General features: G+C 57.1%; 10 protein-coding genes, 1 tRNA gene and 2 rRNA genes. 8 read left to right on the forward strand and 5 right to left on the reverse strand.

All coding sequences use genetic code 11. The features are described from left to right. The first annotated feature begins 4 nt into the window (after positions 1 to 4). The 3 genes from epsD to CAUR_RS08615 are packed head-to-tail and all read left to right on the forward strand — an operon-like array spanning position 5 to position 2,713. Entirely contained in the window at positions 5 to 1,009 is a 1,005-nt protein-coding gene (epsD, locus tag CAUR_RS08605) for an exopolysaccharide biosynthesis glycosyltransferase EpsD (protein WP_012257513.1), read from the forward strand. A gap of 11 nt (positions 1,010 to 1,020) precedes the next feature. After that, positions 1,021 to 1,572, forward strand: a complete 552-nt coding sequence (locus CAUR_RS08610) for a serine O-acetyltransferase (protein WP_012257514.1) — start codon at positions 1,021 to 1,023, stop codon at positions 1,570 to 1,572. Positions 1,573 to 1,612: 40 nt separating this feature from the next. After that, positions 1,613 to 2,713 (forward strand): glycosyltransferase family 4 protein, encoded by a 1,101-nt coding sequence (locus CAUR_RS08615; RefSeq protein WP_012257515.1) that lies wholly within the window; start codon positions 1,613 to 1,615, stop codon positions 2,711 to 2,713. A gap of 317 nt (positions 2,714 to 3,030) precedes the next feature. On the opposite strand, the gene CAUR_RS08620 is transcribed toward CAUR_RS08615, so the two are convergent. From CAUR_RS08620 to accD, 5 genes are all read right to left on the reverse strand, one after another. Further along, on the reverse strand, positions 3,031 to 4,251 hold the full coding sequence (locus tag CAUR_RS08620; protein ID WP_012257516.1) for a hypothetical protein: 1,221 nt from the start codon (positions 4,249 to 4,251) through the stop codon (positions 3,031 to 3,033). Between the two features lie 195 nt (positions 4,252 to 4,446). Further along, on the reverse strand, positions 4,447 to 5,697 hold the full coding sequence (locus tag CAUR_RS08625) for a glycoside hydrolase 5 family protein (RefSeq protein WP_012257517.1): 1,251 nt from the start codon (positions 5,695 to 5,697) through the stop codon (positions 4,447 to 4,449). Between the two features lie 117 nt (positions 5,698 to 5,814). Beyond that, complete coding sequence (locus CAUR_RS08630; RefSeq protein WP_012257518.1) at positions 5,815 to 7,002, reverse strand: MalY/PatB family protein; 1,188 nt, start codon at positions 7,000 to 7,002, stop codon at positions 5,815 to 5,817. A gap of 80 nt (positions 7,003 to 7,082) precedes the next feature. Beyond that, positions 7,083 to 7,931, reverse strand: coding sequence for an acetyl-CoA carboxylase carboxyltransferase subunit alpha (locus CAUR_RS08635; RefSeq protein WP_012257519.1), 849 nt, complete (start codon positions 7,929 to 7,931; stop codon positions 7,083 to 7,085). Positions 7,932 to 7,949: 18 nt separating this feature from the next. Next, positions 7,950 to 8,867 carry an acetyl-CoA carboxylase, carboxyltransferase subunit beta gene (accD, locus tag CAUR_RS08640; protein WP_012257520.1) on the reverse strand — a complete coding sequence of 306 codons (918 nt, stop codon included), beginning with the start codon at positions 8,865 to 8,867 and terminating at the stop codon, positions 7,950 to 7,952. Between the two features lie 603 nt (positions 8,868 to 9,470). On the opposite strand from accD, the gene CAUR_RS08645 reads away from it, so the two are divergent. From CAUR_RS08645 to CAUR_RS08665, 5 genes are all read left to right on the forward strand, one after another. Further along, positions 9,471 to 12,410 (forward strand): 23S ribosomal RNA (locus tag CAUR_RS08645). 94 nt (positions 12,411 to 12,504) lie between these two features. Beyond that, positions 12,505 to 12,619, forward strand: a 5S ribosomal RNA gene (gene rrf, locus CAUR_RS08650). A 40-nt stretch (positions 12,620 to 12,659) separates the two neighbouring features. Beyond that, positions 12,660 to 12,734: transfer RNA gene (locus tag CAUR_RS08655), tRNA-Met, on the forward strand. A gap of 856 nt (positions 12,735 to 13,590) precedes the next feature. Continuing rightward, entirely contained in the window at positions 13,591 to 13,776 is a 186-nt protein-coding gene (locus CAUR_RS08660; RefSeq protein ID WP_044233547.1) for a hypothetical protein, read from the forward strand. 335 nt (positions 13,777 to 14,111) lie between these two features. After that, positions 14,112 to 14,615, forward strand: coding sequence for a pyridoxamine 5'-phosphate oxidase family protein (locus CAUR_RS08665; protein ID WP_012257521.1), 504 nt, complete (start codon positions 14,112 to 14,114; stop codon positions 14,613 to 14,615). Positions 14,616 to 14,816 lie beyond the last annotated feature (201 nt).

Genomic DNA, 14,816 nt, shown 5'->3' on the forward strand with positions numbered 1-14,816 from the left:
GCGTATGAATCAGAATCCTTCACTCAGTGTCAGCATTGTTATTCCAACCTATAATCGGGTAGAGCGCTTGCAGCGGGTGCTGGCGGCTGTTAGCGGCCAGCGTTACCGGCACGATCAGTTTGAAGTGATTGTTGTCTCGGATGGATCTACCGATGGGACGGCTGAGTATGCGCAGCGAGCGCACTTTCCTTTCAAGTTCACCTTTATTCAACAAGACAATGCAGGTCCGGCAGCGGCACGGAATCGCGGTGTCGCAGCGGCCAGTAGCCCTCTGGTGCTGTTTCTGGATGATGATGTCGTGCCGGCACCGGATTTAATCAACGAACACCTTCGCTGGCATGCCGAACATCCCAATCGCGTTGTCCTTGGCACGATGATCACACCGCCCGATGTCCGTTTATTGCCCTGGGTGGCCTGGGAACAGGCGATGCTGGAGAAACAGTATCGGGCGATGACCAGTGGTATCTGGCCGGCAACGGCACGCCAATTTTACACCGGCAATACATCATTGTCCCGTCAATTGATTCTGGATGTGGGCGGGTTTGATGAGCGCTTTCGGCGCGCCGAAGATATTGAGCTGGCATACCGGCTGGCGAAGTTAGGGGTTGAGTTTGTCTTTGCGCCGCAGGCAACCGGCTACCACTACGCCGAGCGTAGCTTTGCCTCGTGGCTGGCCACACCGTACACGTATGGACGTAACGACATTATTTTCGGTCGCGAGCAGCAGGTTGATCTGATCGATTTCGTGCGTCGTGAATTTGCGCAGCGTAATCGGCTTACCCGCTGGCTGGTACATGCATTGCTTGATCGCCCACGGGCCAGTGCTGTGGCATTAGCGGTGATGCCGCGGGTAGCACTCCTGGCCCACCGTCTGCTGGGAGAACGAGGGAGTCGTCCGATCTACAGCGCCATATTCAACCTCCGTTACTACCAGGGCGTGGCCGATGAATTAGGTGGACGTGATCATTTCTTAACAGCGCAACAGGTGATGAAAACGGCTCAGACCTGAAGGAGTGACCGATGATCGATCTCTTTCTGCAAGATGTACGACGTTGGGTGATTCCTGGACAGATTAGCACAGAACCGCTGCGCCTGCGCCAGATTTTGCGTCTGTTGCTTACTCATCTTCCTCTACGGGCAATGCTCTGGTTTCGCTTCGGTTCGTGGTGTAAGCAGCGTGGGATTCCGTTCATTCCCGGCTACGTTCAGCGTCGAATCTATCGACGATACGGATTGGAGATTGTGGTTGGGGCCGATATTGGGGGTGGTTTATACATCGCTCACCCGGTAGGCACCGTTATTGCGCCGCAGCGGATGGGGCGCAATTGTTCGGTCATCGCTGCGGTGACGATTGGGATGCGTAATGAGTGGAAGTTTCCTGTCATTGGCGATGACGTCTTCATTGGTGCTGGTGCCCGGGTGCTGGGTGGAATCACCGTTGGTGATAGGGCACAGATTGGGGCAAATGCAGTTGTGATTCGTGATGTGCCGGCCGGTGCAACCGTCGTTGGGATTCCGGCACGAGTGGTAAAGAGTGGGGCTGAATTGGCTAATAGTACAGTGTTTGATTAGATGCCTCTTCAGTCACAATCAATGCCGTAGGATTGTTTTGATGATACGTGGCCTCTTCATCCTGGAACAACATCTCGGCCATCAAACATACGCCGAAAACCTGCGTTTTGGTCTGGCCTATCAGGAGGAAATTGATCCCTGCTGGGCGGCAATAACGTATGCAGGGAATGGCTGGCTTGCGCGTCTGCCGTTGCCACAACATTTACGAGGGACGCTGCGCGGGAGACAACAGGTTCGGCATATGCTTCGTACCACCCGGTATGACGTTGCCCTGTTCAATACCCAGGTGCCGGCGGTGCTGGCCGGGAAGATGGTAACGCAACGACCGTATGTAATCGCAACCGATATTACGCCACGGCAGTATGATGCGATGGCAGCGTTCTATCACCATCGTGCTGATCGCCCAGGTCTCATTGCTGCCATGAAACATCATCTGAATGTCCAGGTATTTCAACGAGCAGCGTGGGTTCTGCCCTGGTCGCAATGGGTACGCGATTCACTTATTCGCGATTATCACGTAGCTCCAGAACGTATTCGAGTTATTCCACCGGGTATTGATCTGACACGCTGGCAGCCTCGCCGCGAGCGAGCGGCTGGACCTCTGCGAATCCTTTTCGTGGGTGGTGACTTCGTGCGTAAGGGTGGGCCGACATTGCTGGATGCGGTCAGGCGGTTAACGACTCCGGTGGAGCTGCACATCGTGACGCGCAGCCCGCTCGATCCGGCAGAGGGTGTCTTTGTGTATCACGATGTAACGCCAAATTCACCACGTTTGATAGAGTTATACCAACAGGCTGACTTGTTTGTTTTTCCGACACGGGCTGAAGCGTTCGGGATTGCGGCACTGGAGGCAATAGCGTCTGGGGTGCCGGTGATCACAACGCCGGTTGGTGGCTTGCCCGATATTGTGCGGGATGGGGTCAATGGTTTTCTGGTGCCACCTGACGAACCAGGAATGCTGGCTGCACGTTTGCAGTTGCTGATCGATCAGCCAGACCTGCGCTTGCGCATGGCAGCAGCAGCACGGCGTCACGCCGAAATCTATTTCGATGCGATCAAGAATGCAGCCCAAATTGCCGAATTGATGGTGCAGGCAGTAGCGCAGGCCAGGAGAGTTTGGGCCACCCATCCTGGCAGATGAAGTCGGTATTGAGCCAGGATCGTTACCCTATGCTTCCACCGCGTACTTGTCTAACCGTGTCTCGCACAACGTATACCGTTAGTAGCAGATCACCAGCGCTTACAACATCATCCGCGAGTATCCGCCATATCCGCGTCCATCCGTGTGCCGCAGGGGTTCAACACGGATACTCGCGGATGGAGCGGATATTCGCGGATTGCACCATCGCTACTGCCTTTCCATAAGGCACCGTATCGCAGCAACCGATCACCAGTACTTCCGCCAGTATCCGCGTGCCTCCGCCATATCCGCGTCCATCCGTGTGCCAAAACTCAGCACTACGGCAATGCCCATACACTGATCCCGCGCACGTGCCAGTCTGCCCCCCACCAGCGATCACCGCGAAATTCGATCTGCGTGACCCCGGCTGGAATGGGCATCCAGAAGTTGCGGAAGTGTTCGTCTTTGAAATAACGGCTGTCTTGAGCCTGTAAGCGCGCCGGTTGCCAGGCACCGCCATTAAATCGAACCTGAAGATTAGGACCGATGCCACTGAAGCGCAGGTAGGCATTGGCAGGGGCCGGTGCCGCTAGCGTGACCGATGGATTGGCGCGATCAGCGTAGCGACGATTGGCAGCGATCATCGTAAATGGACGACTCGGGCTGATGGTGACATTATCCCAGTGCCAGGTACCCGGTCGACAGGATGATGTACAATCTTTGAGCGGATTGTATGAGTGATGACCAAACTGCACGACCCCCTGATCCCATCCCAGATCGGCAATGCTAGTATCCACCCAATAGAAATTGTAGGCCGGCATCCCAAACCTGATCCTGGTACGCGAAATCTGAAGCTCAAAGGTGTCGCGGCGGGTTGCGCTTGGTTCCAGGAAGCGCTCATACGGAATAGCAACGCCCTGGATAACCGTGGGCTGGAAATTGCGGTAGACGATCACATCGAAGAAGTTGCCACTGAGGTCCATCCGCACCTGTACACCATTACGTGGCGGCCCGCTCAAATCAACTTCCATATCAAAGGGCAGTTGCAGGTGATCGTTGTACGGACTGATCCAGAGATCGATCCAGTCGCGCAGACTGGTGCGCAGGGTAGAGACATCGAAACGGATGGTCGCAGTACCACCGCTGAAATCAACCAGATGGTTGGGGGTGAGATAGATCAAGCCATAGCCGCTGGCTTTGATCGCCGTCATAATGTGGTTGCGGCACTGGTAAACAGCATCTTCGTAACGATTGATAGTATGGGTTGCCGGGGCTGGTGCGCAATCATGGCCGTGTTCGGCGGACATTTCCTCAAGCTGATACCAGGTATTAACATCGCGTGAGTGAACAGCGACATCCCAATGATTGGGGTCCCAGCTTTGCGGTTGTGCCGGTTCACCGGTGAAAGTTTCAGTAAATATCGATGGCTTTACGATGATGGGGATATATTGACGATGGCCTCCGTTTGCAATAACAGTCAGAGAAGGTTGCCATGTCAACCAGAGCAGCCCACTCAGTAGGCAGATGGTTGAAACAATCAGCCAGTATCTTCGTTGCATCAAAACCTCCGTCTGCATCACCAACAATGCCCTATCGGTGTTTCGGCAAGACCTGCATTGTGGTGGTGATCGGTAGTGATGCTCAATATCAGAGGGGGAGGGTGGATGATACTGGTGCATCACTACCAATCTCTACGTCGCGGCTAACGATTATAAGTAACGGCTATAATCGAAATGTATCCGAACAATCCTTGATCATCGTGTCGTTAAGGGAATGTAGACACGTACCGGTAGGGTTGAAGGCGAACGTAGAATCTGTACCTCATGTGGTACGGCATTGCTCAGGCTACGCACCGCTGCCTGTGCATCCGACCATTGTCCGGTGCCATCGTTCACGTTGAAATACGGCCATACCCATGCGCCGGCATAGCAATTCGCATGGAGTTCGGTCAGGAGTTGGGCAGGAGTACGATTCGTGCCGCCTGCATTGGCGGGTAGCTCACCAACGACGACCGGTTTGTCGAAGCCCGCCTCGTACCAGTCGTTGAAGAGAGGCGAGTAACTCCAATACTGCTCATCGCCATTCATCCAGCCGTAGTAATGAATCTGGTAAAAGTCGAGATACCCTTGCGGGTCGTATGCGGTCAACGCTGCATCACGCCAGAAATTACCGCTGGCACCGAGGGCTGTGCTACTGTTCCATTTCATCGATGCACTACCGACAGTTGTCAACTGGTTTGAATTGCGGTGAATAGCGCCGGAAATCTCGGCGATAAATCGCTGCATTTGGGCCAGCGTCACCGGTTGCGCAACCTCGCCGGACGGTGTGAAATGCGGCGGTTCGCTAATGCCAAATTCCGGCTCATTGAAAATATCCCACGCCAGCACGTTTGGATGGGTGCCTATCGTATAACCACTGTTGCCAACCGGGTAGCGCAGCATCGGCAATAGCGCGTTGTTGATAAAAGAGGCACGTTTGGCACTGTCCACGATCAGATCGCGATGACCACCTGCGTGATCGCCGCGTGCCGTAGCCGTTGAGTCGGCGAAGAGCATATCAAAGCTCCAGAGATTGAACACAAGATAGATATTCTCTTCAGCCGCAATTTGTATCGCGCTGGCCAGACTGGGGAGAAAGGTAGCGTCAAAACCGGTGACGGCACCACCGCTACTGGCATTAAACTCAGGTGCGCCACGGCCATCGGCGAAGAGCCACCAGCGTACCGTGTTTGCCCCCTGTTGCCGGAGGGCACGGAACATGGTACGGGTGGCGTTGGCGTCGTAGGTGTGCTGCCCCCATTCTTCCACAGTGCCGAAATCGGCACTGTAGCCACCGTTGAGCCATGGGACATTCGCCCCTAGTAAAAACCAGCGACCATTAAAACGCGGGATCAGATGGGAACGATCAACCGGGCAGTTAGCTGGTGCGGCAATAGCTGTTGGGATATGAGGTAGGGTAATCAAAACAAGCAGTATACAAAGTGCCAGGTGTAGTGTGCGGGCCATATGAGCCTTTCCTGCGATGCTTGAGTCACACTCATCTGCATGCCCGCAGCTAGATTAGCACTTGATGAATAAAATGTCATTATGTCGTGGCTAGGTATATAGTACTGAAAACATCGCTCATGTGTTTGCCTGAGTGTCGGCCAGTCGCTGTAAAGCGGCAGCAACCCGATCCAACGCCTCATCGAGCTGGGCACGTGGGCAGCCAAAGTTGATGCGAACAAATCCTTCACCACCAGGGCCGAATGCCGCGCCATCAGAGAAAGCTACCCGCGCTTCGTTGAGGAAGAAGCGATATGGGCTGGTTGACAGAGGCAATTCGCGGCAGTCAATCCAGCCGAGGTAGGTAGCCTGGGGGATAGTGCAGCGAAGCGGAGCCAGTTCGGAGGTAACGCGCCTGACATAGTGATCGCGATTCGCTGTCAGATACTCCAACAACGCAGCCAGCCATTCAGCCCCGTGCTCGTAGGCAGCCAGTGCGCCGGCAAAGCCAAACACATTCACGTGCGGCACAATTCCGGCTGCGGCCCGACTCACCTGACGGCGCAGTTCGGGATTGGGAATGATCGCCATACTGCAACCGAGTCCGGGTAAATTGAATGTCTTGCTGGGTGCCATAAGGGTGATAGTGCGGTCGGCGATGGCCGGATCGAGCGCTGCCAGTGGGGTGTGGCGTGTTTCACCGAGCAACAAATCGCAGTGAATCTCATCGGAACAGATGATAACGTTACGGTCGAGACACATCTCGGCCAACCGGCGCAGGGTTGGTGGATCGTATTCGAGACCGACCGGATTGTGTGGATGGCTGAGCAGCAAGAGTCGAGTGCGTTCATGAATTGCCGCCCGCAAGGCATCGAAATCGATAGCGTAGGAAAGGATAGAACCAGAAATGCTGAGTGACAATTCACAGGTGTCGATCTGTCGTTGTTGATTACGGGGTGCGCTCAAGAAGGGTGGATAGGCTGGCGTGAGGGTCAGCACGCTATCACCGGGTTCACCGAAAGCCCGGCAGAGGACATTAATCGCCGAAACCAATCCGGGCAGGAAGAGGATGTGTTCCGGTTGAATTTCCCATTGGTACAGATGAGCCATGCGCTCACAAATAACCTCTGTCAGGCGTTCAGGATGAGCGGGATACCCAAACACTGCGTGCGCTGCTCGTTCGTGCAGGGCTGCGACCACGGCCGGCGGTGAGGCAAAATCCATATCGGCGACCCACATCGGCAAGACATCAGCCGGATACTGTTCCCACTTGATACTCCCGGTTCCGCGACGAGGAATGATCTGATCGAAGTTGAATCTGTTCACTGTTCCATCCTCTTGCAACAAAAGGCGCGTGGCAGCCGAACGTTCAGGCCACGCGCCAGACAACCATCACCTGTTCATCACTACATTCGACCAAAGAAATCCATTTGTTGTTCCTGGTACTGACCCATCGAGCGATACTTTCGATATCGTTCGCGCAGCAGGGTGTCAATATCGCGTTGTTGCAGATCGGCCAGATGCACACGCAGACGTTCGCCAACAGTGGTAATTGCGGTTAAACGATCTGCGTGGGCGCCGCCTGGTGGTTCGGGGATGACCTCATCGATGATCCGTAAATCGTAGAGATCGGCGGCAGTTAGTTTCAATGCCCGCGCTGCTTCGGGTGCTTTTGCGGCATCACGCCACAGGATCGAGGCGGCTGCCTCTGGCGGGGCCACGGAATAAATGGCGTTCTCTTGCATCAAAATGCGGTCAGCGACACTGATAGCCAATGCGCCACCACTACCACCTTCACCGATCACAACCGCGATGCTCGGAACACGCAGCGTTGTCATCAGCATAATGCTTTCAGCAATCGCATTCGCCTGACCACGCTCTTCTGAACTTTTGGTGGGGTCGGCAGCCGGTGTATCGACGAAACAGATGACCGGCAGGCCAAACTTCTCGGCGTGGCGCATCAAGCGTTGCGCTTTGCGATACCCTTCGGGATGGGGCATACCGAAGTTGCGCCGCATATTTTCACGGGTATCGTTGCCCTTTTGATGCCCGATGACCATCACCGTTTGACCGGCAAAGGTTGCCATTCCACCGACCATCGCCGGGTCATCGCCAAAGCGGCGATCTCCATGCAATTCGACAAAATCCTCACACAGAGCAGCAATGTAATCCAGCGTGTGTGGCCGTTGTGGATGGCGAGCCAGTTGTACGCGATCCCAGGGCGTCAGCGATTGAGGGATAGCAGTTTCTTCCATTGTATGCCTCACACGCAGTTACATAATCGGTTGCGGTAACGTTGCTCGTCGACCGGCAAGCTCAGCTTTAGCGGGTGATGTTGAGCGCTGGCGGTAGAGACGCAGAATACGGGCCAGTGTGTCACGCATCTCGCTTCGCGGCACCACCATATCGATCATGCCATGTTCGAGCATAAACTCGGCGGTCTGGAAGCCGGCTGGTAACTTCTGGCGCATGATCTGCTCGATTAAACGCTTGCCGGCAAAACCAATGTTGGCTCCCGGTTCGGCGATGATAATATCGGCCACCGAAGGATACGAAGCCGTCACACCGCCGTAACAGGGATCAACCAGCAACGCAATATGGGGTTGACCGGCATCCGCCAACCGGGTGAGAGCCATTGTTACCTTAGCCATCTGCATCAGCCCGATCACCCCCTCTTGCTGACGAGCACCACCGGATGTATTGATGGTGAGCAGAGGGACACCCAGTTCAGCAGCCCGTTCGGCGGAGCGGGCCATTTTTTCGCCGTAGACACTGCCCATTGAAGCGCCCATGAAGGAGAAATCAGCCACTGCGACGCAGATCTGCATGTTGCTGATGGCACCAATGCCGGCAATCACTGCATCGGCCATGCCGGTGCGTTGTTGAGTTTTCGCCAGCTTGGCTGCGTAACTCTCCTCGTCGGTGACGAAACCCAGGGGATCGGTCGGCAATAGATTGGCATCCATTTCGCGGAACGAACCGACATCGAGGAGACCGAGCCACTCGTGGGCACTCAGGCGCATGTGATGACCGCATTTGGGGCAGACCTTCAGGTTATCGTTGAGCTGTTTTTTGTAGATAAGCTCACGACAGGAACTGCACTTCACCCACAGATCATCGGGGATTTGGGCGCTGTCTTGATCCTCACGCCCGGTAAACCCTTTTCGACTTAGGCGGAAGAATTCTTTCACGGTTCCCTGCGCTTTCACTTGGCGCGTATATGCGCGTCTGCTGGTGATTTTATTCACAGTGAGTTCATTGTTATCTATTATAGCATGAGCCGCAAAGGGGGATTGAGGTAGAAACGAGAGTTTGCTTTTTTGATACTTCTGTATCAGATGTCGTTGGCTTTACGGTTCGCTGAAGAGGGTAACTGGTACTGCCAGCAGTAAGATCTTTTCCGGGAGCGAACGATCTTGCTGGGTGAAGAGGGACAAAAATCTCAAAATCACTCTCAGCACATAGTCTAGGGAGATCGCGATATTACCTCATTCTGACGGGATAAATCTGATTGCGCTGTGCCCGCTTGACAAAACCGGCAGCTCTTGCTATACTCTCACCCGTCAATCGCTCCGGCGATGACACGGAGGACGGCCCAGCCGGGCACGCTCCGCAACCAATTGGCCCGTCGTTCACGGCGCAGCGCAGTTTGCCTGCACCGCTTTTTTTCGCCACGGGCCGGTCGTACCTTGACAACTCACGCGATTGTTGAGAGAGAACCTGCATCATCACCATCCCTGGTGCGCGTTGTCCACCCGTGCACCAGGCGCCGTTCGGCCCATTGGCCGTGACGGACGGAAGACATGATGAGCACACGATGGATGCCATGGCGCTGCGTGCCGAGGAAGGACGGGGCACGGCACCGATATGCTCCGGGGAGCCGCGTGCAGGCTGTGATCCGGAGGTCTCCGAATGGGGCAACCCGCTGCCATCTGGCAGCGCTCCGCATGCGCGGAGCGGGAACCCGGCCAACTGAAACATCTCAGTAGCCGGAGGAAGAGTGAACGACACCCGTAGTAGCGGCGAGCGAACCGGGTGAGGCCTAAACCGTGCGCGTGCCAAGGGAGCAGCCGTTGCGCGCACGGGGTTGGAGGACGACCCACGCCCATCCTGCTCGATGGGCCTCACGCGACCGCGTTCAGCAGAAGCAGTGTGGAACCCTGCACCAGAGAGCGTGAGAGTCGCGTATGCGTGCGCCTCAGCGTGAGGGGTCGTTCCTGAGTAGGTCCGGGCACGAAGAACCCGGGCTGAAGCCGGGCAGACCACTGTCCAAGGCAAGCTACACGCAGTGACCGATAGCGCACAGTACCGTGAGGGAACGGTGAAAAGTACCCCGGTGAGGGGAGTGAAAGAGACCCTGAAATCGTGTGCTTCCACGCCGTGGGAGCCGGGCAACCGGTGACCGCGTGCCTTTTGGAGTATGATCCGGCGAGTAATCCTCGGTGGCGTGGTTAAGGCAGTGCCAGCCGGAGCCGGAGTGAACGCGAGCCTGAACAGGGCGAGCGTCGCCGGGGATTGACCCGAAACCGTGTGAGCTACCCATGGCCAGGCTGAAGCGTCCCTAACAGGACGTGGAGGGCCGCACCGGTGTCTGTTGCAAAAGGCTCGGATGAGCTGTGGGTAGGGGTGAAATGCCAATCGAACACGGAGATAGCTGGTTCTCCCCGAAATGTATTGAGGTACAGCCGCGGCAATGGCACACCCGGAGGTAGAGCACTGTTGTTGTGCGGGGGCTTCACCGCTTACCAAGCGACGGCAAACTGCGAATGCCGGGTGTGTGCACCGCGAGTGAGACGGCGGGTGCGAATATCCGTCGTCGAGAGGGAAACAACCCAGACCGCCGGCTAAGGTCCCCCAGTGGTCGCTAAGTGGGAAAGGTTGTGGCGCCGCTTAGACAACCAGGAGGTTGGCTTAGAAGCAGCCATCCTTGAAAGAGTGCGTAACAGCTCACTGGTCAAGCAGCGCTGCGCCGAGGCTGTAACGGGGCAAAGCGACCCACCGAAGCCGCGGGTTGACCGGAAGGTCAACGGTAGGGGAGCGTCGTGACCGCAGGGAAGGGACGGCGGAAGCCGCACTGGAGCGGGCACGAGTGCGAATGCCGGAATGAGTAACGGAGAAGCGATGTGGCAATCATCGCCACCGAAAGTCAAAGGGTTCTGCCGCACGGATGCACCGCGGCAGGGTAGTCGGGCCTAAGGGGACGGCCACGGCCAGACCCGATGGACAACAGGTGAATAGTCCTGTACCGTGGAGTGGTCGCTTGACCAATGCCGGATGCTGAGGGGTAGTCGCCGCGGCGAGACGAGCGCCGTCCAAGCCGGTAGGGAGCAGGGCGAAGGAAATCCGTCCTGCGCTGACCGAGAGGTGAGTGAAAGGGGGTTGGGGAACCAACCGCCAATGGCGAGGCGCCTGTGCAGCCACGAAAGGCCGGCTCGGGAGACCACCCACGCCCGTACCGCAAACCGACACAGGTAGACAGGTCGAGGAGACCAAGGTGGACGAGTGACCCCCGGTTAAGGAACTCGGCAAATTGACCCCGTACCTTCGGAAGAAGGGGTGCTGCGTGTAGGGTGAAGCCCCTGGCGGGTGGAGCCCGAGGCAGCCGCAGGGTCCAGGCCCGGGCGACTGGATACCAGAACCACAGCTCCCTGCTGAAGCCGGAAGGCGACGTATAGGGGGTGATGCCTGCCCAGTGCCGGAAGGTTAAGGGGAGGGGTGAACGCTCCAAACCGAAGCCCCGGTAAACGGCGGCTGTAACTATAACAGTCCTAAGGTAGCGAAATTCCTTGTCGGGTAAGTTCCGACCCGCACGAAAGGCATCACGATCTGGGCACTGTCTCGACCGGGGGCTCGGTGAAATTGCAGTGGCCGTGAAGATGCGGCCAACTCAGAGCGGGACAAAAAGACCCCGTGGAGCTTTACTACAGCTTGCCATCGGGCCGTGCAGGCGGATGCGTAGGATAGGTGGGAGGCGGAGAAGGCGGACTTGCGGGTCTGCTGGAGCCGACGGTGAAATACCACTCTTCGGTCTGCGCTGCCCTCACCGGCGGAAGGCTGGGACGGTGGCTGGCGGGTAGTTTGACTGGGGCGGTCGCCTCCTAAAAGGTAACGGAGGCGCGCAATGGCGCCCTCAGGCGGGATGGTCATCCGCCGTGGAGTGCAACGGCAGAAGGGCGCTTGACTGCGAGGCAGACGAGCCGAGCAGGGATGAAAGTCGGCCGTAGTGATCCCACAGTACCGGGTGGAAGGGCTGTGGCTTAACGGATAAAAGCTACCCCGGGGATAACAGGCTCAGACCGCCCAAGAGTTCATATCGACGGCGGAGCGTGGCACCTCGATGTCGGCTCGTCGCATCCTGGGGCTGGAGTAGGTCCCAAGGGTTGGGCTGTTCGCCCATGAAAGCGGCACGCGAGCTGGGTTCAGAACGTCGTGAGACAGTTCGGTCTCTATCCGCTCTGAGCGCGTAGAGCAGTGCGCGGGGCTGGCCCTAGTACGAGAGGACCGGGCTGGACGGACCGCTGGTGGAGGAGTTGTGGGGCGGCCTGCAAGCTCCGTAGCTATGTCCGGGAGTGAGAACCGCTGAAAGCATCTAAGTGGGAAACACGCCGCAAGACGACTGCTCTCACAGCGCAAGGCTGGTAAGCCCCCCGCGAGATGAGCGGGATAAGCGGCCGGAGCTGGAGGCGGGGTGACCCGTAGAGGCGACCGGTGCGCAGGGGCGAGGGCTTCCGTCCGTCGCGGCGAGGGGGCCGGGACGGGAGCGTGGTGATGGTGCAGGCAGCAAGAAGGACAATCGCGTGAGGGGTGAAGGGACGACCTTCAACCACTGGGTGTGTGAGGAGCGCGGTGGACCCACCCCGATCCATCCCGAACCGGGTCGTGAAACATCGCAGCGCCGATCCTACTGGCGGCTCTCCGCTGGGAACCTAGGTCCACGCACCCTGCCAGTGGGTGACAGCCTAAAAACTGTCACCCTTTATTATCGCGGCGTGGAGCAGTGGCAGCTCGTCGGGCTCATAACCCGAAGGTCGCAGGTTCGAATCCTGCCGCCGCTACCAGTGAAAAACCCGCAGGTGTATACCTGCGGGTTTTGTTGTTTATGGCTCGTCACACCTCCGCTTGCGTGACGGTATGGATTGTTCAGGTGTCGTCCTTTTGTTGCAACGCTGCCGGCATACCCTGTCCACGCCTCTTTTTGGTCGGTGAAGGGTAGGAGTGTTAACCTAACGCGTCTGTGTACAGGTGCAGCGCCAGCGTGAGGTTTTGGCATCGCGCAATGCGTCCCGATGTACCGCTCACCGGTGCGACACACATTCTGCGTGGATTGCGGTGGCTGGAGAGGCATGACTTCCGTATGACGAACAATGCGACACGGGGATCACTGTGTGTGAATGGTATCCAATCCGGCACGTGATGCCTGTGTGAATGGATGGCAAAGTTTCTCATCATCCTGGGAGGATGAGTCTTCTCCCGCAGTGATGTCATATCAAATCGGAAAAACACGGTGCAAGGTATGCGAAGCAAGACGGTCTCTGTGTTCGCCGCATCCCTCGTATAGTAAGGTGAACGGTGATGTGCGCTGTCCGTAGGGGCAGGTGCTGAACCTGCCCCTGCGGAACCTCCCATCTGTATCCAACAGGTGACATCCGCGGATTGTTACCTGTGCATTACCCACATGTCACGCTGCGTTAGGCCGGGCTGCAAGCGCTCCCTGTGGCGGCTTCCCATGGCGTGGGCTTCCAGCCCGCGTGCAGGCATCCCCATTACCGCCGGCAGGTGCTGGCCGTGGCCGCTGGTGCGCAGGCACGAACCTGGTATAACCAAACGTCTACGCACAGGTAGCTTATTCATGCCCGACCGACTCGATGATCGAAACGAGCACCTCCTGCACCTACGTGACCAGGATGGGTAGCGATGTACCACGCGCCGGATCGTGAGCACGGCTGGCGCGGCAGCCTGGCTGCCGCACTCCAAACTGCGCGATACGCACATGATGCGCGTGTAAGGCAACCCATCCAGCACGTGCCGGCACGGCTGGAGCGACGCGCTGTCATCGGGCCAGTCGCCCAAAACAGCATCCATGGCGATCATACCCGCTGATACGCACGTGGTTGATACCAGGTATGGGTAATGCATAGGATTGTTACGGAGGGGATGGTTCATCGTATATCCGGTGCCAGGCAGTGAAGCACCGGATCACTCAAGATTTAATGTCACTCTTTTGCTCAACGAGGTGCATCGCGATACGACATGTACAGCAGGTTGTGCCAACGTGAGTCTGACAGATGGTGTACTGGCTCAACATCCAGGTGTGGCGTTCATACCCGACTTGCAAACAATACTCGACACGTGGTTCAATGATGCTATGAACAAGAGAGTCTATGAGCACAGTTCAGGATTGGCTGAACTGGCCTGGAAGAGAAAGGGTGTCTTCTATGCGGCAAGAAGACCGGTTAGCGTTGCGACGTTTGATTGATGAACAGCAAGCGGCAGCGCTTGGTACTGTAACTCCTGATGGAGCACCTTTTGTCTCTTACGTCCTGTATGCAGTTGAACGGCGCGAAGGATATGCACCGGGTCTATTGCTCTTGCTGAGCCGTCTGGCAGCGCATACCGGTCATTTACTCGCCGGTTCACCACTATCACTTCTGATTACTGCGGCGCCACATAGCGTGAGCGATCCCCAGGCGTTGGCGCGAGTAACATTGCAGGGTCGTGCACTGGCAATCCCGCGTGATGTGCCCGATTATGCAGCGGCTCAGATGACGTATGTACAGCGGTTGCCGACGCAGCAGCATCTTTTTGCCTTGCCGGATTTTACGCTGTTTCGCGTAACGCTACACGAGGCGCGCTATGTTGGCGGATTTGGTCGAGCATTTACGCTCGATGCTGCGGCACTGGCAGCGGTATTGACGATGAACGTAGCCGGGCCGGCATGATCCTGGAGGTTCGCGGGCGAACAGAATATGTGAGTGTACAAGCGATTGGGGTTGGCGAGGCTCTGAACGCCCCAATCCTTATCCGCTCTTTGCAGAGGCAGGAACCACCGGTGCCGGATGGCGTCCGTTGTTGTGTGCCGGTTCTGGTTTGCAATCCCCCGCTGGAAGCAGGCACGGTAGGCGGTGTCGGTGGTGAGCGCG

This window comes from Chloroflexus aurantiacus J-10-fl (assembly GCF_000018865.1).
GTDB classification, from domain to species: Bacteria; Chloroflexota; Chloroflexia; order Chloroflexales; family Chloroflexaceae; genus Chloroflexus; species Chloroflexus aurantiacus.

Bases quoted from the DNA above. Each gene is read 5' to 3' on its own strand.
- epsD (WP_012257513.1), top strand. From the start codon at position 5: ATGAATCAGAATCCTTCACTCAGTGTCAGCATTGTTATTCCAACCTAT.
- CAUR_RS08610 (WP_012257514.1), top strand. From the start codon at position 1,021: ATGATCGATCTCTTTCTGCAAGATGTACGACGTTGGGTGATTCCTGGA.
- CAUR_RS08615 (WP_012257515.1), top strand. From the start codon at position 1,613: ATGATACGTGGCCTCTTCATCCTGGAACAACATCTCGGCCATCAAACA.
- CAUR_RS08620 (WP_012257516.1), bottom strand. From the start codon at position 4,251: ATGCAACGAAGATACTGGCTGATTGTTTCAACCATCTGCCTACTGAGT.
- CAUR_RS08625 (WP_012257517.1), bottom strand. From the start codon at position 5,697: ATGGCCCGCACACTACACCTGGCACTTTGTATACTGCTTGTTTTGATT.
- CAUR_RS08635 (WP_012257519.1), bottom strand. From the start codon at position 7,931: ATGGAAGAAACTGCTATCCCTCAATCGCTGACGCCCTGGGATCGCGTA.
- CAUR_RS08660 (WP_044233547.1), top strand. From the start codon at position 13,591: ATGTACCACGCGCCGGATCGTGAGCACGGCTGGCGCGGCAGCCTGGCT.
- CAUR_RS08665 (WP_012257521.1), top strand. From the start codon at position 14,112: ATGCGGCAAGAAGACCGGTTAGCGTTGCGACGTTTGATTGATGAACAG.